This window comes from bacterium (assembly GCA_026416715.1).
Taxonomy (GTDB): domain Bacteria; phylum UBP4; class UBA4092; order JAOAEQ01; family JAOAEQ01; genus JAOAEQ01.
The window spans coordinates 199,688-223,311 of sequence record JAOAEQ010000001.1 but is presented as its reverse complement, the minus strand read 5'-3'; the positions used below and the strand labels follow the sequence as shown (position 1 = coordinate 223,311).

Sequence of the window (23,624 nt, the reverse complement as noted above, 5' to 3'; positions counted from 1 at the left end):
ATCGGGTTAGGAGCGAATTATGGCTGAACTGATGAAAACCGGTGTACCGGGATTAGATGAGATTTTATGCGGTGGGTTCGTTTCCGGAAGTAGTATATTGATTGAAGGACCGCCCGGGTCAGGGAAAACAAATCTCGGGATGCAGATTTTAGTAAATGGCGCTGTCCACTATAACGAGCCGGGGGTAATTGTTACGTTCGAAGAGTTTCCGGAACAGATATATCGTGATGCCGCACGGTTCGGTTGGGATTTGAAAAACCTTGAACTGCAAGGGAAAATGAAGGTTATTCATACTTCACCGAGTGAAATGCAACAGAGTATCGACCGTCTTCCTGGTCCGACTGCAAGCGAAGTGCATGAAGCGATATTTCAACTCGGTGCGAAACGGATTCTTCTCGATAGTGTTTCTCATTTCGTCCGAGTTACTCCGGACGTGGTTGAACAGCGTGAATTATTGTTCCGGTTCCAAAACCAACTTAAACAACGTGGCTTAACGGTTTTTCTGACGAAGGAACTTGAAGAAGCGGAAAGTAATAAAATCTATTTTGAAGAATATGTAGTAGATGCTTCAGTTCGATTATATAATACTGCGCCAAGTGGTATTGGAGAGAATCTCCGCAGTATTGAAGTTCGAAAAACGCGCGGGCATGACCATCTGCCAGGACGGCATCCGTTAAAATTTTTTCATGATGGAATTCGGATATTCCCGCGTCCAAAAGTTAAATCGAGAATACAACCGATTGAAAAACTTAAAACCGCCTCTCGGGTTCCGGTAGGAATTGACGGTATCGATACCATGCTCCATGGCGGATTATTAGCTAATAGCGTAACGTTAGTTGCTGGTACTGCCGGATCCGGAAAAACCTTATTTGCAGCGCATTTCCTTGCGGAAGGAATTAAATCCGATGAACCGAGTTTGTATATAACGTTAGAGGAAACGCCAGATAAAATGCTGAGCTATCTCCCGATTGTTGGATTAGACCTAACTAGAACAAATGTAGCTAAACTCCTAACCATCGAACATGTGGTTCCGATTAGTCTCTGTGTAGAAGAATTGTTTTTGCGCCTTGACCAGATTATTAAAGAAAAAAAAGTCAAGCGGGTCGTTGTGGATAGTCTATCTGATTTCGCGGTTGCGGTGCGTGATGTAAACGATTTGCGAGATTATATGTATGTTCTGGTTCGACTGCTGGAAGATAGCGGGGTAACCGCAGTGCTATTAAATCAGATACCACAGGTTGCTGGTGCGGTGAACATTTCTGATATCGGATATGCGGTCATTGCGGATACCATAATTTATCTGGGGTTTGTCGAAATCGAGAGTAAGATACATCGGGTAGTTTCGGTTCTGAAAATGCGAGGAAGCCAGCACGATACCGAACTGAGAAAACTCCTGATAACCGAATCCGGACTTGAAGTTGCCACGAAATTCCTCGGATTAACTGGGGTACTAAGCGGAATGCCGACTGGGAAATACCGCGAAACGATTGAAGAGATATTCCAGCCATTATTTTTCGTTGAAGGGATGATGGAGTTATTGAATAAAGCGAGAGATAATAGGGAACGGAAAATGGTGGCGGAGAAGGTGCAATCGCAAATTGAACATGTAATTACAAAACTCGGTGAGTATTTCGATATTGACCCGAGAAAGTTCAAAAAATAACGTTCGGTGGAAAGGCAACGCATTCAAAATATTATGGCAAAAAAGATTTTGGTCATAGATGATAATCCAACCATTCGAGATTTAGTCTCATTCACGTTGCAATTGGAGGGATATGAACCTATCAATGCTATCGACGGAATCGACGGACTACTGAAACTCGATCAACTTCATCACGATGAATTGCAGTTGATTATCACTGATATTGTGATGCCGAAACTAGATGGGTTTGGGGTAATCAAACAAGTGCGGAAACATAAAATATTTTACCAGATACCAATCTTGGTTCTCACCGCTCGAGGACTTGAAGAAGATGAACGAATGGCTAAACAAGCAGGCGCAACCGGATTTATTCGGAAACCATTTGAACCCGGGGATTTGCTCAATGCGGTGCGGAAACTTCTTGCTCCGGGAACTAAATCCAATAAAAAATCATAACCTCTCTCCTTACCTATGAAAATAAAAAAGATATCGCGTATTATTAGCGGTATAAAACAATGCTAATAGTTTTCCCAGCGAAAGCAGGAATCGGTATTTTCCCTCTCGCATTATTCAATAAACATTTAACTATTTGATGCATACCATTTTACTTTAAAGAAAGGGTCTATGATGCAACAGATAAAAGGAGTGGTTATCGGTGATACTAATGCATACACCATTATCGAAAAAATTGCGGGAACCGAGCATCAACATTTATTCCAAGGGGAGCGTTTCGGGCGCGAGTTTCGATATCATCTGGTAGATTTACCGAACGGAATGTATACGGTTGAACTTGGCTTTGCTGAGTTATTTTTCGATGAACCGGGAAAACGGATTTTCGATGTGATTATTCAAGGGAAACCGATGCTCGAAAACCTTGATGTTTTCGCAGTAGTCGGGAAATATAAGGCGTTGGTTAAACAGGTTAGAACCGAAGTTAAAAACCATACCTTAGATATTGAATTTAAAGCGCGAGTTGATAATGCGAAAGTAAATTATCTCCGGTTGATTAAAAGGAATACGTATTATGATGTAGATTGCGCCGGAACCCTGAAACTTATTACCCCGAATTGTGCGCGGTTTAATCCTAGAACCGGTGTGATTCAGAATGCAGAAAACGAACTTCGATGGCAAAGTGGAGTTCCCTTCGGCGGTATCGGAACCGGCAAATTCGAATTGTTCACAAACGGCGCTATTGGTAATATAACGTTTAATCATAATTGGGACCGGCCAATACCATATTTATGCGGTTCATTTTTCGGGTTATTTACTAACGATGGGAAAAAGAAACAAGCGAAATTACTCCGAGTCAAACAACCGTATAATATCGTTCGGGAATATACAAACGTTGAAACCGTAAAGACAATTGATTATCTCGGATTATTCCCTCGAGCAGAATTGACGGTTAAGGATAACTCTATCCCGATAAAAGTTGTACTCCACACTTATTCGTTTCTTATTCCGTCCGATGCGAAGAATTCGAGTTTACCCACGGTGATTTTTTCTTTTACACTATCGAACCCTACATCACATAAGATTGAAACGTCACTGCTCTTTTCATTTGAGAACTGCCTTGGACGTGGCGGAAGTAAAAATGAGGGTGAACAATGGGAAGATACTTCTACCAATTACCAAGAGTTATTCGAGTATAAAACGCTAACCGGACTCCTATTTAAAACCAAACAAAAGTATATCACGAACCGACAAAATGTTGTTGGAGAATATCTTTTGGCTACCGAGAAGAACAATGATGTTCGATTCTCCTATTGCCAGGCCTGGGATGCGACATCCGAGGTTATTCCGTTCTGGGAAGAATTTGCGGAAACCGGAGAAATTCAGCGGGCTGAAATCGGAGATGGCGACAAGTTATGCTTTAGTCGTCCAGCAGGAACGCTCAGTACCAAAGTTACGCTTCATAAAAAGGAAACAAAAACGATCGATTTCATTTTCTGCTGGTATATGCCGCATTGCATAACCAAACGAGATAACCGAGATAATGGACATTATTACCAGAACTATTTTTCGAATATAAAATCATTAGCCAAATATGCTTATACCCATCGGCAGAAGTTTCTTGCGCAAACGCAAGAATGGCAGAATCTCATTCTCGAATCTAGTCTCCCTTACTGGCTGAAACTAAAGCTTATCAATACGGTTTTCCCGATGGTTTCCAATACTATTTTTACGAAAGATAAACGATTCGCAGTACTGGAGAGTCCGGTAGATATGGGCGGTGCGCTTGGAACAATGGATCAGCGAATGGCAGCCCATGCGGTTATGGCGATGTTTTATCCGGAACAGAATAAATCCGAGTTAGAACTGTTCGCTCAATGCCAGCAACCAGATGGCCGAATACCCCACTTCGATGGGAATATCCATGAGATTATCGGGGATGCGAATGTCGGTTATGGGATAACCGACTGGCCGGATTTAAGCTGTTCGTTTATCATGCAGGTGTTCAAAGAATATCGTTGGACAGGAGATGCGAAGTTCTTGAATCGTATGACACCGCATATTTATCGCGCGCTCGATTGGTTAGAATCAGCGGATAAAGACGAAGATTCGATTCCGGAAGGCGGGTCAACCTATGACTATGAAAAACCGTTTCCCGGTGCGTTTATTTACACAGCAAGCTGTTATCTCGGTGCGCTGAAAACCGCAATCGAAATAGCAAGGATTCAGCACGATACAACACGACAAAAAAGATACGAGCAACGATTTGCTTTAGTTCAAAAGCAGGTTATTAACCTGCTCTGGAATGGAAAATATTTTATTAAACAATATAATCCGATAACCGGCGAGAAGAATCCGAACTCGTTTATTGCGCAGTTTGCAGGTGATTGGCTAACCCAACTCGCTGGACTCGGAAACACCTTACCGAAATCATATATCCAGACCGGGTTGAAACATATCATCAAAATGCATCTTGAGAAATTCTACCCAGTGCCGCCGATGGAAGTTACTCCGGATGGGAGATGTGCGACTCGGTATTGTTTTATTATTCAGCATGAACCTTATTTCGGTTGTGAAGCGATTTACGAAGGATATGTTGATGCCGGACTTGATGTTATCAGACGGGTATATAAGGTCGCTTGGGAACAGAATCATAGCCCATGGAATCAATCGTTAAACTATTATGCACCGGAGGGACAACAAGGATTTCTGGTTAGTTATATGACCTGCCCAGCAACTTGGCATATTCTCAATGCCCTTACCGGAGCGACCCTTGATGTTCCAAATCAGACGCTCGAACTCAGTCCAAAAATATGGAAAGAAAATGCGAAAAAGGGGACAGCAGAATTTAAACTCCCGATTTTTTTCCCGCAGTTTTGGGCGTGGATACATTTTGTTCCCAAAACAGGAAAAACGAAACTCCAAGTGATTAAATCGTTTGGGAAGCCGATTAGAATTCAACAGATTCGGATTCGCAATCAAGATGGAACACAGAAAATATTGAAATTAGCTTCGTCCGTTCCTATGCTGTCCCTAAAATCTATCGTGATAACGATCTAATTTTTTGCACCTCGGGTTTTGCTATCTCAAGATGAATCTTGACAGAGTTAACCCACCAGTAATGGTGGTGTGATTTAACCCATTTTTTCGTGGGGAAAGCGGTGTGGAAACGGAATTGATCAGTTCAATTCCGTATCCACTCCAGATATATCCGCTCGCAGAGTGCAAAAGATAAAATACAGTAGCGAGAATCGCGATATTCCACAAAAAGCGTTAGAGCAAACAAAAACAGTTTTCGAAAGCAGTAATCTAATTTATTGTTGATGGTATTAAGATGGTAAATAAACGCCAGACTCTGGAGTTTGCTGTTTGATGAATCTATGCCATCTGCGGGTATCTGCAGCGAGAAAAAAATTGGTCAAGGTTATCGAGTTTACAGGACTGAATATTCATCGTATGGTGAGTCAATACTGCGGAATATTTTAGCCCGCTACCGGTAACAATAGCAACAATCGTATCCGACGGTTTCAGTTTCTTCTCGCGGTGCATTTTTTCGATTGCAGCCAATGGAACTGCAGAATCCGGCTGACCGAATATCCCACATTGAGCCATTGTTCTCTGCGCGTTTAGAATTTCTTCATCCGAAACCGCAACCGCAATTCCGTTATGCTCTTTCAATTTTCGGAGTACAGCATTGCCGCTGGGTGGATATGGATTATCTATCGCATGGCATAGGGTATCGGGGTTTTTAATTCGAGATATGGTTTCTTTCCCAGCACTGAAAGCGTTATAGATTGGAGAACAACCCGCAGCTTGCGCACAGACCATTATCGGAATTGTATCAATGAATCCCGCTTGTTTGAATTCTTCGAATCCTTTAAGAATCCCGCGGAAATTCCCGCCAGAACTGGTTGGAACGACGACATAATCTGGAACCTTAAACTCCAGCTGTTCGCAGAGTTCGAACGCAATTGTTTTCGACCCTTCAACCCGAAAGGGAACATCGGAATTGATGAAATAGATTCTTTTCTTTTTCCCGAGTTCTAAACTTGCGAAATACAGCTGACTATAGTCTCCCTTAACTTTAATAAGCGTCGGATTATATATCGCAATCGGATACAATTTTTCTAGCGGGAGCGAGGCACTAACTAAAATAATGGTTTCGAGTCCAACTTTTGCACCATACGCTGCAACTGATACGGCCATGTTTCCGGTTGATACCGTTCCAATTCGTTTATATCCTAAACTGATTGCATGTGCCAGTCCCGTAACCGTTCCACGATCTTTAAACGACCAAGTCGGATTTTGTGTTTCGTTCTTGAATAAGATACGGCGAATCCGAAGTTCGCTTGCAAGTTCACTATGCTCAATCAACGGCGTGTATCCTTCATGCAAAGAAAGAGTATGGTGTATTTTTTTTGTAAAAGGAAAAAAATCTGCATAGCGGTCGAGGATGGTCTGGGTAAGGGGATTGCCGTGCTTGATTCTGGGTTGATAAGATTTGAAATATTGAATCCTTACTTCGAGCGGTTCAGCGCAGACGTCGCATCGGGGTGCAGCTCGGGTAATGGAATAAGTCGACTTACAACTTGTACAAACTAAGTAAGATTTTTTCATAACTCCAAGCGCAGGTTACATCCTTCGACATTCTTCAGACTAAATAGATTAGCATAGAGCAATATCATTTTTAACTATATCACAATTTGAAAATGCTATGCAAAATAAAGCGATAACCAGAGAAAATACAAAAAATATATCAGGCAAACCGCCGCTGATTTTGTTGACAGAAAACCGATTATGCGCTATTGTTAAATAATTATAAAAAATATGTATTATATCGGAGTAATACGATTATGAACCACTTTAGAAAAAGTTATATAATGATTGTGTTGATGTTGATGATAGTCGGCGCAGGTATCGTTTATTCGGAAAATCTGGTTTATATTGGAGGCCGGCAACTAGATCTGAAATTACGAACATCTTCAGCAACCATAGCTGGAGCTCGGGGGCATCTTATAATCCAATTTACGAAACCACTCAGTATAGCAGAGAAGCAAAAACTAACAGAATTAGAAGTTATCCTCCATCAATATCTTCCAGTTAACGCTTATTTTGCTACCGTAAAAAAAGAAAATTTAGCTACAGTAAAATCATTAGATTTCGTATATGGGGTCGGGAATATCGACCCACAGGATAAACTTGCATATGGAATTAAAAAAAGACTTACAATGATGGGTGAACAGGATAAACTTGCCGTAATAATCTATTTCTACCCCGATGTTACTGCAGAAGAAAAAAATAAGGTTTATATGAAATTATCTAATGATACCTGTGGTAGTATCGGTTCTAAACAACAAGCGGTTTATCTAACCAAAAAGCAAATTCTTGAACTTGCGAATGAAGATGCGGTATATCAACTCTGGCTGACCCCGAATCCTAAAATCCCGTTCAACCGGAAAGCAGCAGATACGTCCGATATCGACCAGATTCAACCGGGTGGAGATGCGGGATATAACCTAACCGGTGCAGGGGTCATCCTCGGTGAATGGGATGAAGGGTCAGTTCGTGCAACACATTATGATTTTGCTACCAGCCGGGTTATCCAGAAAGATTCGCCGGCGGGTATGTCAGGTCATGCGACCCATGTTGCGGGAACAATGGTTGGCAACGGAGCGACAGAACCGTTAACGCTCGGTATGGCGTATGAAGGAACACTATGGGCTTATGATTGGAACAATGATTTTCCTGAACTGCGTTCAGCTGCGCTAACGATAATCGCTTCGAACCATTCGTATGGTTATGTGAGAGGATGGCATCCCGAATCGGGATTGTTTACTACGGATTGGTGGTGGTTTGGCGATACGACCGTCAATTTAACTGAAGATTATCTATTTGGCAAATATATCGTTGAATCTGCTGAAGTAGATGATATCGTTTATGATACCAATATAATCGTCTGCCGTGCTGCCGGAAATGACCGGACTGATGTCGGCACCAGTGGCGCCCATTATCATGGAGATGAATGGCCTACACCAGTTCATACGTTTTATTGTATCCATTCAAGTGATGCCTGGGATAGCGGTGGATTTGATACGCTCGAGGGAATAGCAGTAGCGAAAAACGTTATTGTTGTCGGAGCGGTATATTATATATTAGCCGACCCGTTTTCAACGGATTCAATTCGGATGACAACTTTTAGTAGTTGGGGTCCTCCTGATGACGGAAGAATTAAACCTGACCTCTGCGCTAGTGGAATCAATGTTTATTCGACTTATAGCACCCACGATTATGCCCATTTAGTTAATTCCGGTACGTCTCATGCAACTCCAGTGGTTACCGGAACTATCGGATTATTAACCCAATTGTATCGTCAGCAGCATGGAGCGCTCGCACGACCAACAGCTGCTGAAATGAAAGCGATTCTGATCCATACTGCTTTTGAAGCTGGCAACACTGCCGGTCCGGACTACCGATTCGGTTGGGGATTACTTAATGGCCGTGGTGCAGCAGATTTACTCGTTGCGAATGCAACGACCGCAATCAACAATAAATATATTGTTAATGATACCTATTTTGGTTCCCCGAAAACGTATACCCGTATAAGCGATGGAACCCAACCGATTAAAGTTACCTTGGTCTGGACTGACCCTGCGGGGAATGCGAACACCGGCGGATTAGATGACGCAACTCCAACGTTAGTAAACGATTTAGATTTGATGGTTGTCACACCATCGACTACGATTAGATATCCGTATCAGTTAGACAAAACCAATCCAGCGAAAGCAGCGACTACGCTTGGACCGAATCATCTCGATAATGTTGAACAAATAGTTATCGATGCTCCGGTTGAGGTCGGACCATACCAAATTCAAGTTAGCCATACGGGCTCGCTTACCGGCAGCCAACAAGATTATACGATTATCATGACCGGGTTTGTTCAGGTGACCGGGGTTTCTTGGTTTGAGTTATACGAATAACTTCAAATATATTTGATTCACCGCTGATTATCTAATATTTAGTCAAAGTCTGAATATAGGACTTTACTAGCTAACCATAATAATATCAATAACAAATCTAAATAGATGCCGTTCAATCTTGATTGGTATATATTTTGTATATACTTGTGTAGTGTATTATAGGGGTTATTTGCGAAGACTATATTTGCATCCGCAGTAAGTTTGTCGATAAAGATTATATTCTTTTGCGAGAGAACAACTCTGTTTAAATCCATCTTTTTTCTTAAAATCCGCTTGATAAAAGGAAATATGGTACTGTTGCGCCAAGTCGAGTCCGATGGGATTAATAACCCTAGCGGATTTATGCGGACTAATCGTGAGTGTGGTGGTAAATAGACTAAAACCTGTCTTTATTGCTTGTTGAGCGGTTCGCTCTAATCGGAATCGATAGCAGATTGAACATCTGGTTTTACCTTCTGGTTCGGTTGTATATCCTTGAACAGCTTCTTCCCAGCGAGTATAATCATAATTTCCGATTTGATAGGGGAGATGGAATTGTTCGGCTAACCGGCGGAACGACGCTACTCTCCGCTGATATTCTTCTTCGGGGAAAATGTTCGGATTATAGAAAAATCCTGTTACGGAATATTCCTGCGATAGAACCCGAATAACCTGCGTTGCACAGGGGCCACAGCAAACATGTAAGAGAAGCGATTGCATAGAGAACTCCTTGATGAGTTACACGTTAATAAGAGGTTGAAATTAAGTTTTAACCACATACCTTATTTTTCTAACCATATTTTTAACTAACGACTAATATCAATAACTCTGACTTTACCATTTTCCTGATAAAATGATATAATATAATACACGGAAACGATAGGGTGGAATGCTGGTTTATTCGTATTATTTTTGGGGATAGCTATTATGGAATTAACTCGAATGGGCGAATATGCGATTCGTGGAATGGTATATTTAGCATTGTATCGCGATAAAAAGGTAGTGCTGCTTAAAGATTTATGTATAGCACAAAATACCCCTCGGGCGTTTATGATAAAAATTTTCCAGCAGTTGTCGAAGAAAGGGTTAGTTAAATCGGTTCGAGGGAGTAAAGGCGGATACGTGTTAGCCAGACCCGCTTCACGGATAACGTTACGTGAAATCATTGAAGGGGTTGAGGGACCAATATTTTTAAATCGCTGTTTAATTCGGAACATGGGCTGTGACCGAAGCGAAAAATGTCCGCTATATCCTGTCTGGAAGAAAGCGCAAAAATGTTTACTGGAAGTCTTTGAACAGCATAATTTAGCGGAACTTGCTGACCATGCAGCGAAGTTGTTAAAGAATCAAAAAAACCTAAAATGAAACAGAAGGCAAAAAGCAAAAATCAGATTTGGTTGAATTCTGAAATTTAACTTCTAACTTCTGGTTTTAAATTTTATCATATGGCGAGGACAATATCCCGGAGTCAGCATACTGTTTGGTTTGCTGCGGTAGGTCCGTTATACGAAACGGTTATTTCGAGTCGAGTTCGGTTGGCTCGGAATGTGGCAGGGTATTGTTTTCCGCAACGAGCAAATTCGACTGAACTAGAACAGATTGTACAACTCGCTCTTGCAGCAATGAAACAGACTGACCGATTGAAATCGGCGGACTCTATCTTCCTTGACCAAACATCTAAACTCGATCGGCAGTTTCTCTTAGAACGGCATCTGATTTCGCAGGAACTTTCGAAAGGTGGAAAACAACGGGCGGTTGTAATCAACGAGACAGAAGCGATTAGTGTGATGATTAATGAGGAAGACCATTTGCGACTCCAGTGTATCTACCCCGGATTCCAGATAAAAAATGCCTGGCAGGAAATTAACGCGGTTGATGATGAATTATCGCAATATTTACCCTATGCAGTTCACGCGCATATCGGATATTTAACCGCTTGTCCCACCAATGTTGGAACAGGAATTCGTGCATCTGCTATGCTGCATCTTCCGGCATTGGGATTGACAAAACAGATAGACCGCATCCTGCATTCAATCAACCAACTCGGGTTAACTTTTCGTGGATTATATGGAGAGGGAAGCGAAGTTTATGGAGATTTATATCAGATATCAAATCAGACAACGTTAGGACAATCGGAAGAGACCATCGTTACTAATCTTGAAAATTATGTGAAACAGATTATTGGTCGTGAACAGACTGCTCGGTTTCATTTGCAGAAAGAAATGCGCAGTGAAGTTGAAGATATTGTCTATCGTGCGTATGGTATATTAACACAAGCACGGTTAATTTCCGCGCGCGAAACAATCAATTTGTTATCCCAGGTACGACTCGGCGTAAACTTAGGGTGGATTGATATACCGTTGGTAACGATAAACGAATTGATGTTTATCACGCAACCCGCACATTTACAGCGCCTGTTTGGGAAAGAATTGGATAGCCGAATGCGTGATATTTTGCGCGCGAAATTAATCCGAGAACGACTAACATAACCTAAAAAGATAATTTCGACATTCAAATATCGAAATTCGAAACAAAATCAAACTTGATACCGGCAAATTCGCTGAGGCTGTGAATACCCCCCAAATGTATTCTCTGCGGTTTAATTTTGTTTCGAATTTGTTTTCCTATGAATGGTGCTGAATTTACTGAACGAGCGAAAAAAATCGTAACCCATATTGCCCGGGAAGAAGCTGCACGGCTTGGCCATGATTATATTGGTACAGAACATATTCTGCTCGCATTGTTGCGAGAAGGCAGTGGCGTTGGATTTGAAACAATCCAACGGCTGAATGTTGATATTGATTTACTTCGTCATGAAATCGAAAAGCTAGCAAAACCCGGGAGTAGTGTGCCAACGTTAGGTGATGTCCCCTATACTCCCCGAGCGCGAAAAGTAATTGATTTAGCCCGAGAAGAAGCGCAGAACCTCGGGCATTCATATATCGGGACGGAACATATTCTGCTTGGTCTCATTCGTGAAGGAGAAGGTATAGCATATAAGTCGCTTGATGCATTTGGAATAACCATCGATGCGGCTAGGAATCAAATTATAAGTTTACTCGGTGGAACCCCAGCTTCTGCGGCGGGAGCGAAAAAGAAAAGTAAAACGCCAGCGCTCGATACGTTCGGTCGAGATTTAACGGAACTAGCTCGAGAAAATAAACTTGACCCGGTTATCGGGCGGGAGGATGAAATTGAACGTGTGCTCCAAATCCTCTGTCGTAGAACGAAAAATAATCCCGTGTTAGTCGGTGAACCGGGGGTTGGGAAAACCGCTATCGTTGAAGGGATAGCGCAACGCATTGTCTCCGGAAAAGCGCCGGATATTCTGAGCAATCGGCGATTGTTAACGCTCGATTTAGCGGCGGTTATCGCGGGAACAAAATATCGAGGTCAGTTTGAAGAGCGGATGAAAGCGATTATGCATGAAATCCGCCGGTCAGATGATATCATTTTATTTATCGATGAATTACACACGTTAATTGGTGCTGGTGCCGCAGAAGGGGCGATTGATGCGAGTAGTATGTTAAAACCGGCGTTAGCTCGAGGTGAACTGCAATGTATCGGGGCAACGACGCTGGAAGATTATCGAAAATATATCGAACGTGATGGCGCGTTAGAACGGCGGTTTCAGATGGTTATCGTTGACCCGCCGTCGGTCAATGATACGATTCGCATCCTGAAAGGACTCCGAGATAAATATCAGGAATACCACGATGTAACGATTACGGAAGATGCGATTGAAGCGGCAGCGAAACTTGCTGACCGATATATTAGCGGTCGATTCCTTCCGGATAAAGCGATTGATGTGATTGATGAAGCTGGTGCTCGCGCGAGATTGAAATCCCATATGCGTCCGCCAGATTTTAAAGAGTTAGAAAAAGAAATTGAATCGGTTCGGATCGAAAAAGAAAATGCAATTAAAGCGCAGGAATATGAAAAAGCGGCACGACTGCGCGACCATGAACGAAAACTTCGGCTTCGTTATGAAGTCGAAAAGAAACAATGGGAAGAACGGAAAGCCCAAATCCAGCGGGAAAATATTATCACGGAAGAAGATATCGCTTATATTGTATCGAAATGGACCGGCATCCCGGTCATTAAGCTAGAAGAGAAAGAATCAGAAAAATTATTGCGGATGACCGACGCGTTACGCCACCGGATCGTTGGACAAGATGAAGCGCTTGAAGTTATCTCGCGAGCGATTCGGCGAGCTCGTGCAGGATTGAAAGACCATAAACGACCAGTCGGTTCGTTTATTTTCCTCGGACCGACCGGCGTAGGAAAAACTGAACTAGCGCGGGCCTTAGCGGAATTTTTGTTTGGCGATGAAGATGCGTTGATTCGGATTGATATGTCCGAGTATATGGAGAAATTCGCGGTATCTCGGTTGGTTGGCGCGCCACCAGGATATATCGGTCATGATGAAGGCGGTCAGTTAACCGAAAAAGTTCGACGAAAACCATATAGTGTAGTTCTGTTGGATGAAATAGAAAAAGCGCATCCGGATGTGTTTAACATTCTGTTGCAGGTACTTGATGATGGGAGATTAACCGATGCTACAGGTAGAACGGTTGATTTTCGGAATAGTGTGGTGATCATGACATCGAATCTTGGCGCGCGATTAATCCATCAAAAAGGAACATTAGGATTTCATGGAGCAGGGGCGGAAGCGTCGTATCAACAAATGAAAGAAAAAATTATAGGCGAATTGAAAAAAACGTTCAACCCAGAATTTTTGAACCGGGTGGATGAAGTGGTTGTATTCCATCCACTCGGCAAACCGGAGATAATTAAAATTATCGAATTAATGTTAACCGAGATGAAACAACGATTGGCGGAACAGGGGTTGACGTTGCGATTAACTGAAGCGGCAAAAGAGTTTCTTGGTACTGTAGGGTTTGACCCGACTAATGGCGCACGCCCGTTACGTCGTGCGTTACAACGATATGTTGAAGACCCGTTATCAGAAGAGTTGCTCCGTGGTCGATTTAAAGAAGGCGGAGAGATTATCGCCGATGTTCAGAACGACAAGATTATATTTAATGTCGAAACGAAACCTATCGAAATAGCTTCCAGTCTCACATAAGGACAAGTAATGTTCACGCAACTAGCCGCTTGGGGAAACCGTCAAGGATTACAGAAATTAATTTCCTGTGCAAAGATTTTATTTTGCCTATGCAGTTTTGTTGTTTTTCTTTTTTTCGGTTCTTCTACCGCAGTAGCGCGGGCTAAAATAAGTTCTCCTGATCAGATTCGGTCTATAACCATCACCGGAAATAATCATATTCGGCGCAAGGATATTTTACGTGTGGTTAAGTCGAACGTTGGGCAAACGTATCTGCAGTCAGCGGTGGAAGAAGACCTACGGCAAATATACCAGCTCGGTTATTTTGCCGATGTGAAGCTTGATGTAGTCAAAAAACCAGATGGTGTAGCGATAACGTTTGTTGTAAAAGAGAATCCGATAGTTACGGATATCGTTTTCGTTGGGAATAAGACGTTCCGGGCAAAACGATTAAAATCGGAAATCGGTTTTCGCAAATCAGCGGTGTTAACCTCAGATACTTTGGATGACTATGCTGAAAAAATCAAACGGTTTTATGATAGTAAAGAAATTGAGGCTGAGGTTACCGGAACCATTGAACCAGTCACTGCGGATTCTTGCCGACTCCGCTATACGATAACCGAACATAAACGGCAGAAAATTATCCGGCTTGAAATTCTCGGCAATGAACATATAAAGACTCACCGGTTGCTTAAAAAATTAAAAAGTAGAAAAAGTTGGTGGATTGTTCGCCGATATTATAATCCAGAAGATATCGCTAGCGATTGTGTAACGATAGAAAGGTTGTATAAAGATGAAGGATTTCTCCGAGTGAAAGTGACCGCACTTGACCCAGAACCAGTTCATGGTCAAGATGGGGTTCGAGTCTGTTTTAAGGTCGAAGAAGGAACAGTATATAGCTGGAGGAATATTACGATTGCTGGAAATACATTATTTTCAACGAACGAGTTGCAACGGTATGTTCAGTCGAGTTCAGGAGCGCGATATAGTCAGACGATTCTCGAAAGAGATATCGTTCGGATATACGAACATTATGCGAATCTCGGATATATTCAAACGGAAGTTAAACCGCAACTTGAACTGGATGATAACAATCATACGGTTAACGTTACCTATAGCATTTTTGAGCGACCGCGGTGTTATGTCGGGGAAATAAATATTCTCGGATTTAAACTAGAAGAATCCCGCACAATGGAAGAGGTTCCGTTAAAGACAAAACAGAAGGTAATATTACGCGAGGTAACTTTGCAGCGGGGAGATGTTATGAGCCGGAATGAAATCCTCAAATCGCAGCAGAGACTTTACAATTTAGGATTTTTCGATCGGGTAAGTATTATTCCAGAACCGACCGTAGCGGAAGATACAATGGATTTATCTATTGCGGTAATCGAGAAGAAAACAGGGAATATTATGCTGGGTGGGGGATATAGTAGTGAGAAAAAAGCAGCGTTATACCTCGATATTTCTGAACTAAATCTGTTAGGTACTGGGCGACAGGTTCGGGTTCATACCGAAATCGCAGAAGAAGGAACCGATTATAGTTTAACTTTTCGTGATCCCTATTTTCTTGATACGCCATGGACGGCCGAGTTCGCGATATTCCGTGAAAGTCTAGAGCGAAGTCTAACTAGTACTCCGTTCGAATATGATTCAACCGGGAATCAGGTGTATTCGGAAAGTTCATCACATGATTATCAGGAGAAAAAGACTGGCGCAACTTTGTTTGTTTCGTATCCCATCAATCAGAACTTGCGGTTGACTACCCAATTAAAACATGTTAAATTTTCCTTAACTCCAGAAGAAGAAGGGTATATCATTCCGAGCATTGTCGGACCAACTGAATCGATAACACATAGCATTACCCCAGGAATCATTTATGATACCCGGGACAATTATCTCTGGCCGACACGCGGAAGTCGGTATGTAGCGAATATTGAAATTGCTGGTGGTCCATTTGGTGGCGATAATAATTATATAAAATATTATGGTGAATCGTGTTGGTATAAACGACTTGGGCACCAAGTTGTCGGAGCGTTACGAGTTCGTGGTGGATATATAGCCCCCTATGATGATACTGACGATGCGCCGTTACCGGATCGATTTTATCTCGGTGGGGCGAATTCGTTACGCGGATATGATTTTCGCGGGGTATCACCCCGGGTAACCTATATTGATGAAGACCAGCAGGAGGTCTTGGAAGTGAATGTAGGTGGTGATGTAATGCTCAATGCGAATGTAGAGCTCCGGCGTCCGCTAGTGGATAGAATTTATGGAATAGTTTTTCTTGATGCAGGAGGGGTTTGGCGTAAGATTGATGATGTAAATTTCGATGAGGTTCGCTATGGAGTTGGTGCTGGGATTCTGTTCAATCTGTTTTTCGGCACTATCCAGTTAGGATACGGAATTCCAATCAATACCCAATCTGGAGACGAAACGCAAGGGTTTTATTTTACGTTCGGGTCAACCTTTTAATGCATACCTAAAGCTAAATCTGATATCGATTTACCCAGGGAAACTATACGAAGTAGAGTTAGGAGGACATTGGTATGAGCAATTTTATGCGAGTTATTGTGATAACCAGCATTGTGGTGACAATCGGAGTACTCGCCTTAGCGCAACCGATGGATACAACGATGCGAGCGATACCAACTGCTGCTTCGGAAAGTAGCAAAAAACCAGAACAAAAGATTGGGGTCGTAGATGTTTTTAAAGTATATAAATCTTGGGACGTCCAGAAGAAAGCAGATGCTGAATTTCAGCCATTGCGGGATAAACTGCAGGAGCAAGATAAACAGATTAGCGCGCTGAAAGAGGATTTAAGAAAACAAAAGAGTGTTCTGAAACCGGAAGAAATTGCTAAACGAGAAGCGGCAATAAAATCTGCAGAACGTGAACTGCGTGATAACATTGAAGACCTATCAGCCAAAATAGATAAAACTGCGGAAGAGCTGACGAAAGAATTAGAGATTAACCTACATAAGATCTATACGATACTGGCTGACCAGGAAGGATATACCTTGATACTAGATAAACGAGCGGTGCGGTATTATCGTCCAGAAATGGATTTAACCGAGCGGATAACGAACCTATTAAATACCATAGCCTCAACGACAGGAACGGCGACGGATACGACAAAAACTTCCATGAGTAAACCTGTTCCAGCAGCAACGTCATCTGCGACGACCGCAACATCTACGGGAAGTAAGAAAACCAAGTAAGCAGCATTGATGTTGGCAATTGAATTGTTCTTAGCAAAAGCGAGACGATATCAATATTGCAGATAACTTTGGTTATATGTCTCCGTTGTAATAAACAGGAGAAAAGTGGTACAATACACTTATGCAAAAAACCGTTCGGGAAATAGCAAAACAATTAGGTGCAACATTTGAAGGAGATGGTGACACACTTATTGATAGTGTAGCGGGAATTCGAGAAGCTGGACCGGGTCAGCTTAGTTTTATCGCGAACGCAAAATATTTTGCTGATGTAGAACATACGCGGGCGTCAGCTTTGATAGTTCCGGAGAATGCGGAGTTAAAATTTCGACCGATAATTCGTAGTGCACAGCCGAAATTAGCGTTTATTAAAGCAATGGAATTATTTGCACCACCTTCGCCCCCTATAGTTCCAGGAATAGATGCAACGGCGGTGCTCGCGCATAATGTCGAACTTGGTACCGATGTTTATATCGGACCGAATGTCGTGATTGAAGAAGGGGTTCAGATTGGTGACCATAGTATCATCTATGCCGGGACTTACATAGGTAGAGGCAGCAAACTCGGTTCACAAACCAGAATATATCCGAATGTAACTATCTGGGAAAAGGTTAGTATTGGTAATCGCGTGACGATCCATAGCGGAACAGTAATAGGCTGTGATGGATTTGGCTATACCGAGACTAATGGGATGCAATATAAAATGCCGCAGTTAGGAACCGTGTTGATCGAAGATGACGTGGAAATAGGTGCAAACGTTACGATAGACCGTGCTGCGTTAGGGAGAACCTGGATAAAAAAAGGAACGAAAATAGATAATCTCGTGCATATTGCGCATAATGTAGTGATCGGCGAACATGCTATAATTGTTGCTCAAGTAGGTATTTCCGGTAGTGTAGAAATCGGTGACCGGGTAACTCTTGCCGGACAAGCTGGTATTGCTGGGCATTTGAAAATCGGTTCCGGAACTACGGTCGCGGCAAAAAGCGGGGTGACGAAAAGTATCCCGCCGAACGTTTGTGTTTCAGGATTTCCTGCACGGTTACATCGGCAGGAACAACGAATTCAAGCGCATGTCCAGCGACTACCAAAATTAGTTGAAAAAATCAAAATTTTGGAACAAAGAATTGAAGAATTGGAGCAGAAACTTAGCCATCAGGGCGCAAAATCGCAACGAAAAAAGAAACAATGAAGAGTTTCTTTTTCAGCGATCCTGATGTCTCTGGGGCTGAAATATTCACAATGGAAAAACAACGGACAATTAGACAATCCGTGGTATATTCCGGTATCGGATTGCATACGGGGAACGAAACGACCGTAACCTTTCATCCGGCACCGGAAAATTATGGGGTACGGTTTGTAAGAACCGATTTAGACCATGCGCCAGAAATCCCCTGTGATATTGACCATGTCATTGATATTACCCGGGGAACCACATTAGGAACTGATTCGGTTAAGGTTCATACAGTAGAACATATTTTAGCTGCGGTAGCTGGGTTAAGTATAGATAATCTCCGGATTGAAGTAAATGCAAACGAGCCCCCGGTCGGAGATGGAAGTTCTATTCCGTTTGTAGAGAAATTACTCGAAGTTGGAATTGTTGAACAATCTGCACCGAAACGTTATTTCCAACTCAAAGAACCACTATGGTTAACCTTTTCCGACGATGTTTATCTCGTTATGCTACCGGCAGACGAATTGAAAATAACCTATACGGTATCATATCAACATCCGCTCCTAAAATCACAATTTGCTTCTTTTGTTATTAACAATGGGATATTCACCACTGAAATTGCTCCCGCGAGAACATTTTGTTTTCTGCATGAAGTAGAAGCCTTACGCCAGCAAGGATTGATTAAAGGAGGCAACCTGAATAATGCAGTTGTTATCGGTGAGGATACGATTTTAAATGATTCATTAAGGTTCGAAAACGAATTTGTGCGCCATAAAATATTGGATTTAATTGGCGACCTCTATTTATTAGGTCAGCCAATTAAGGGGCATGTTATAGTCGTTAAATCCGGACATGCGTCTAACGTTAAACTGGTTCAACGACTTCGTCAGCTGGCAAAACGGCAAGCCGCAGGAATTACCATCAAACCGACACCAATTTCGCGACCGGTAGTTGCGCCGCTCGATATTTCGCGCATCCAACAAATTCTTCCGCATCGATATCCATTCCTATTGGTCGACCGAATCCTCGAATTAGAAGAAGATAAACGTGCGGTTGGGATTAAGAATGTTACCGCCAATGAACATTTTTTTGTCGGTCATTTCCCTGGACATCCGGTTATGCCAGGCGTTCTGCTTATCGAAGCAATGGCGCAGGTTGCTGGTGTTTTGATGTTAAGTAAATCCAACAATGAGGGAAAACTGGCTTACATTCTTGGTATTGATAATGCGAAGTTTCGTAAAACCGTTGTTCCAGGCGACCAGTTGCGGTTTGAAGTTGAAGTGAAACGGCTCAAAGAACGAACCGGGAAAGTGCAAACCTATGCGTTCGTTGAAGATAAAATTGTTGCGGAAGCAGAGTTAACCTTTTCACTGGTTGAAGTATAACTAAAATAAAAACAGGTACGAAATCCGAAGGTTAGGTTACAAAAATATCTAAAACAAAGTTGAAGTTGGTTTCAATCTAAATCTAATAGAATATTTATTGAGAATTTAGCTTATTTCAAATTATTATTAAATTTAAAGAGGGGGTAGTTAGAGAATGTATAAAATAGCTGTTATCCCAGGTGATGGGGTGGGCCCGGAAATTATTAATGAAGGGTTGAAGGTATTAAATGCGGTATCAAAAATTGAACGGTTCAGTTATGAAATAATCCATTATCCGTTTGGCGGAGACCATTATTTAAAAACTGGCGAGTTATTACCGGATTCCGCTATTGAAGAATTTAAACAAGCAGATGCAATTTATCTCGGAGCCATCGGCCATCCGGGAGTACCGACCGGAATTTTAGAACGCGGGATATTATTAACGTTACGATTTAAACTCGACCAGTATATCAATCTACGACCAATTAAGTTATATGCGGAACAGTTCTGCCCGTTAAAAGATAAAACTCCTGCGGATATAGATTTTGTCGTGGTTCGTGAAAACACTGAGGGAGCGTATGTTGGCATGGGCGGTGTGTTTAAAAAGGGGACACCGGATGAAATCGCTATTCAGGAAGATGTGAATACCCGAAAAGGAGTAGAACGCTGTGTTCGATACGCATTCGAATTGACCAGAAAACGTAACAAGATGAAGAAATTAACGTTATGCGACAAATCGAATGTATTGACCTATGGTCACGATTTATGGCAGCGGGTATTTAAAGAGGTTGGTGCGGAATATCCGGATATAAAACAGGATCATGCCCATGTCGATGCGATCACCATGTGGTTTGTTAAGAATCCGGAATGGTTTGATGTTATTGTTACCCCGAATATGTTTGGTGATATTATTACCGATTTAGGTGCGATGATTCAAGGAGGTATGGGCATTGCGGCATCAGGAAATTTGAATCCGCAAGGGGTATCAATGTTTGAACCAATTCACGGTTCTGCTCCGAAATATACTGGCAAGAATATGATTAATCCATTAGCTGCTATTGCCGCTGGTGGAATGATGTTGGAGCATCTTGGAGAATTGAATGCAGCGAAACGTATTGAACAGGCGATTATTAAAATTATGACAGAAGGATATATTAAGACGTTATCGGCAAGTAGCGACCCGGGAACATCTCAAATTGGAGATATGGTTGCACAATTTGCAACTCAATAAAAAACGAAACAAAATTTAACCTCAGAATACGCTTAGTCCACAGAGAATATATCTTTAAGGATACTAAAAAATATTTTCCAATGTATCGGAGAATGGAAGAACCGGTGAACCCACGACATTTTTCTTTCATTCTCCTCTCATATTTTTATCATCCTTCGATTTCAGTTTCCCGAAGATATTTAGCTGCTTCTTCTGGTGGCGTTGGATTGATATAAAATCCGGTTCCCCATTCGAATCCGGCAACTTTCGTTAATTTAGGCATAATTTCAATATGCCAATGATAAAAAGGCAGTTCCGGTTCACTTAATGGAGCGCAATGAATCATAAAATTATATGGCGGGTCATTTAGCGCATTACGCAGTTTACCTAATACCCCTTTCAAGATTGCTGCCAGTTCGGTTACCTCCCCCTTTTTTAAATGCTCAATATTCGCCCAATGTTTTTTCGGTAGGATCCAGACCTCAAACGGAAACCGACTTGCAAACGGACAAAACGCAATAAAATCTTGGTTCTCAAGAACCATTCGTATCCCTGAAGACAGTTCCTGCCGAACAATATCACAGAACACGCACCGTTCTTTATACTCATAATACTCTCGTGCACCATTGAGTTCTTCGCGGGCACGTTTCGGCACAATCGGGGTAGCAATAATCTGGCTATGGGTGTGTTCAAGCGATGCGCCGGCAGCGCTCCCATGATTTTTAAAAATAATAATATACTTAAATCGCGTATCTTTCGCTAAATCAATGTATCGATCCCGAAATGCCCAGATGACTTCTTGGATATATTTTTCGTCTAATGTAGCGAAACTTGCAAAATGGTCCGGCGATTCAATTACCACTTCATGTGCCCCAATACCGTTCATTTTATCGTACATTCCTTCACCTTCACGATTTAAATCTCCTTCAATTTTCAACGCCGGAAATTTATTCGGAACAACCCGCACCCACCATCCGGGACCGTTTTTTTGTGTTCCTGGCTCGCGATACGCTAATACTTCAGGCGGCGTTTTATCTTCATTTCCATAGCAAAACGGACAGAATTCAGCTTGCTTTTTATCCGGTTCAGCGCCAAAATCTGATGGCCGTTTCCCGCGTTCAGATGCGATAATAACCCACCGACCTATAACCGGGTCTTTTCTTAGTTCTGGCATAAGATGCTCCTTAAAAAGGTCAGAGGTTAGAACTCAGTTTTCATTTGTTTTTTCGTAATGTCTGACTTCTAACTTCTGACATCTTTTTTCTAATAGCACTACGGCAATAGCAGCAATTCCTTCACCCGCACCAAGCGGTCCGATTTTTTTTGCGGTGGTTGCCTTAATATTGATTGCAGTTGGGTCAGATAGATGTAGTACTTGCCGTAACTGCATTTGCATTGCTGCGATATATTCGCTTAATTTCGGTTCTTCCGCGATAATCGTTACATCAATATTGCCAATTGTATATTCCGATTGCTCGAGTTGATGGACAACCCGTTCTAACAATTTCAGACTCGATATCCCCATCAATTCTGGCTTTCCGACACCGAATATCCGGCCGATATCGCCGGCACCTAATCCGCCCAGAATAGAATCTATTATAGCATGAATCACGACATCAGCGTCAGAATCACCATCGAGTCCTTTATGGAACGGGATTTTTATTCCACCAAGAAATAAATCTCGCCCTGAAACCAGCGGGTGTATATCAAACCCATAACCGATTCGAAAATTCATAATATATAAAGCTCAAATTTTCTGATATCTAAATGGTTACCTTTAGGTTTATCAATGGCACCTGCTTGTCAAAATCGTTTCTGCTAGAACCATATCTTGCTGAGTAGTGATTTTTATATTGGTTACCGGACCCGGAACAAGAGTTACGGGAATACCACGATATTCTAATATCCCGGCATCGTCAGTAGATTTCCTATTTTTATTTCGCGCATCCTGATATGCTTCGAATAAGAGAGTAAATTTAAATACTTGCGGTGTCTGAACGCACCAAAGGTTATCTCGGGGTATCGTTTTCTGAATAATTAGGTTCGCATCAGCTAATTTGACCGTATCAGTTATTTTCGTTGCAATACAAGCGGCGCCAGTCCGCCGAGCGATTTGAATGGTATCGCGAATCATTTTTTCTGTGATAAATGGTCGAACTCCATCGTGAATGAGAACCAATTCCAAGTTGCGGTTCGGGAGTTGTGATTCGTGCAATAATCGGAGCGCATTCCAAACCGAATCGGTTCGTTCTTCACCGCCGGCAATAATATCAGTTATTTTATCGAACCGTTCTTTCTGCAGAATTTGACGTTCAACTAGATTAATTTGCCCTGCAGGTACAACTAAAATTATCCGATTAATATACCGACTGTGATTAAGTACCCTTAACGGGTACACGACAAGCGGTTTCCCAGCAAGAAGCGAAAACTGTTTTTTGGTTTTACGCCCGAACCGAGTACTCGCTCCCGCAGCAACAACTATTGCGGCTGTTTTCATAATACAAACCAAAAGCCAGATGGCAGAAACCTAATACATTGCTTTCTG

General features: G+C 42.1%; 17 protein-coding genes. 12 read left to right on the top strand and 5 right to left on the bottom strand.

The window, feature by feature from the left end:
• Positions 1 to 19: 19 nt before the first annotated feature.
• The 3 genes from N3A72_00910 (at position 20) to N3A72_00900 (ending at position 5,152) form a co-directional block, all read left to right on the top strand.
• On the top strand, positions 20 to 1,663 hold the full coding sequence (locus tag N3A72_00910) for a hypothetical protein (protein MCX7918170.1): 1,644 nt from the start codon (positions 20 to 22) through the stop codon (positions 1,661 to 1,663).
• A 33-nt stretch (positions 1,664 to 1,696) separates the two neighbouring features.
• A complete protein-coding gene (locus N3A72_00905; protein MCX7918169.1) occupies positions 1,697 to 2,098 on the top strand; it encodes a response regulator in 402 nt (133 codons plus the stop codon).
• Positions 2,099 to 2,266: 168 nt separating this feature from the next.
• Positions 2,267 to 5,152, top strand: a complete 2,886-nt coding sequence (locus N3A72_00900; GenBank protein ID MCX7918168.1) for a GH116 family glycosyl-hydrolase — start codon at positions 2,267 to 2,269, stop codon at positions 5,150 to 5,152.
• 318 nt (positions 5,153 to 5,470) lie between these two features.
• Here N3A72_00900 and thrC read toward each other — a convergent pair whose 3' ends face one another.
• Positions 5,471 to 6,709 carry a threonine synthase gene (thrC, locus tag N3A72_00895; protein ID MCX7918167.1) on the bottom strand — a complete coding sequence of 413 codons (1,239 nt, stop codon included), beginning with the start codon at positions 6,707 to 6,709 and terminating at the stop codon, positions 5,471 to 5,473.
• 236 nt (positions 6,710 to 6,945) lie between these two features.
• Here thrC and N3A72_00890 point away from each other — a divergent pair, with 236 nt between their 5' ends.
• Positions 6,946 to 9,069, top strand: coding sequence for a S8 family serine peptidase (locus tag N3A72_00890; protein ID MCX7918166.1), 2,124 nt, complete (start codon positions 6,946 to 6,948; stop codon positions 9,067 to 9,069).
• 165 nt (positions 9,070 to 9,234) lie between these two features.
• Here the strand turns inward: N3A72_00890 and N3A72_00885 are convergent, their stop codons facing one another.
• Positions 9,235 to 9,768 carry an epoxyqueuosine reductase QueH gene (locus tag N3A72_00885; GenBank protein MCX7918165.1) on the bottom strand — a complete coding sequence of 178 codons (534 nt, stop codon included), beginning with the start codon at positions 9,766 to 9,768 and terminating at the stop codon, positions 9,235 to 9,237.
• Positions 9,769 to 9,975: 207 nt separating this feature from the next.
• On the opposite strand from N3A72_00885, the gene N3A72_00880 reads away from it, so the two are divergent.
• From N3A72_00880 to N3A72_00845, 8 genes are all read left to right on the top strand, one after another.
• A complete protein-coding gene (locus N3A72_00880; GenBank protein MCX7918164.1) occupies positions 9,976 to 10,413 on the top strand; it encodes an Rrf2 family transcriptional regulator in 438 nt (145 codons plus the stop codon).
• An 80-nt stretch (positions 10,414 to 10,493) separates the two neighbouring features.
• Positions 10,494 to 11,537, top strand: coding sequence for a protein arginine kinase (locus N3A72_00875; protein ID MCX7918163.1), 1,044 nt, complete (start codon positions 10,494 to 10,496; stop codon positions 11,535 to 11,537).
• Positions 11,538 to 11,674: 137 nt separating this feature from the next.
• On the top strand, positions 11,675 to 14,137 hold the full coding sequence (locus tag N3A72_00870) for an ATP-dependent Clp protease ATP-binding subunit (GenBank protein MCX7918162.1): 2,463 nt from the start codon (positions 11,675 to 11,677) through the stop codon (positions 14,135 to 14,137).
• A gap of 9 nt (positions 14,138 to 14,146) precedes the next feature.
• Positions 14,147 to 16,588, top strand: a complete 2,442-nt coding sequence (gene bamA, locus N3A72_00865; protein MCX7918161.1) for an outer membrane protein assembly factor BamA — start codon at positions 14,147 to 14,149, stop codon at positions 16,586 to 16,588.
• Positions 16,589 to 16,662: 74 nt separating this feature from the next.
• Entirely contained in the window at positions 16,663 to 17,334 is a 672-nt protein-coding gene (locus N3A72_00860) for an OmpH family outer membrane protein (GenBank protein MCX7918160.1), read from the top strand.
• A 121-nt stretch (positions 17,335 to 17,455) separates the two neighbouring features.
• Complete coding sequence (gene lpxD, locus N3A72_00855; protein MCX7918159.1) at positions 17,456 to 18,523, top strand: UDP-3-O-(3-hydroxymyristoyl)glucosamine N-acyltransferase; 1,068 nt, start codon at positions 17,456 to 17,458, stop codon at positions 18,521 to 18,523.
• A gap of 50 nt (positions 18,524 to 18,573) precedes the next feature.
• The gene (gene lpxC / locus N3A72_00850; GenBank protein MCX7918158.1) at positions 18,574 to 19,890 is read left to right on the top strand and encodes a UDP-3-O-acyl-N-acetylglucosamine deacetylase; all 1,317 of its coding nucleotides are present in this window, start codon (positions 18,574 to 18,576) and stop codon (positions 19,888 to 19,890) included.
• Positions 19,891 to 20,044: 154 nt separating this feature from the next.
• Positions 20,045 to 21,100: a 3-isopropylmalate dehydrogenase gene (locus tag N3A72_00845; GenBank protein ID MCX7918157.1), complete on the top strand. Its 1,056-nt coding sequence runs from the start codon at positions 20,045 to 20,047 to the stop codon at positions 21,098 to 21,100.
• A gap of 148 nt (positions 21,101 to 21,248) precedes the next feature.
• On the opposite strand, the gene galT is transcribed toward N3A72_00845, so the two are convergent.
• From galT to ispD, 3 genes are read right to left on the bottom strand one after another with little or no spacing between them, the layout of a single operon-like run.
• Positions 21,249 to 22,253, bottom strand: a complete 1,005-nt coding sequence (gene galT, locus N3A72_00840) for a galactose-1-phosphate uridylyltransferase (GenBank protein ID MCX7918156.1) — start codon at positions 22,251 to 22,253, stop codon at positions 21,249 to 21,251.
• Positions 22,254 to 22,286: 33 nt separating this feature from the next.
• A complete protein-coding gene (gene ispF, locus N3A72_00835) occupies positions 22,287 to 22,814 on the bottom strand; it encodes a 2-C-methyl-D-erythritol 2,4-cyclodiphosphate synthase (GenBank protein ID MCX7918155.1) in 528 nt (175 codons plus the stop codon).
• 51 nt (positions 22,815 to 22,865) lie between these two features.
• Positions 22,866 to 23,576, bottom strand: coding sequence for a 2-C-methyl-D-erythritol 4-phosphate cytidylyltransferase (gene ispD, locus N3A72_00830; GenBank protein ID MCX7918154.1), 711 nt, complete (start codon positions 23,574 to 23,576; stop codon positions 22,866 to 22,868).
• Positions 23,577 to 23,624: the final 48 nt, after the last annotated feature.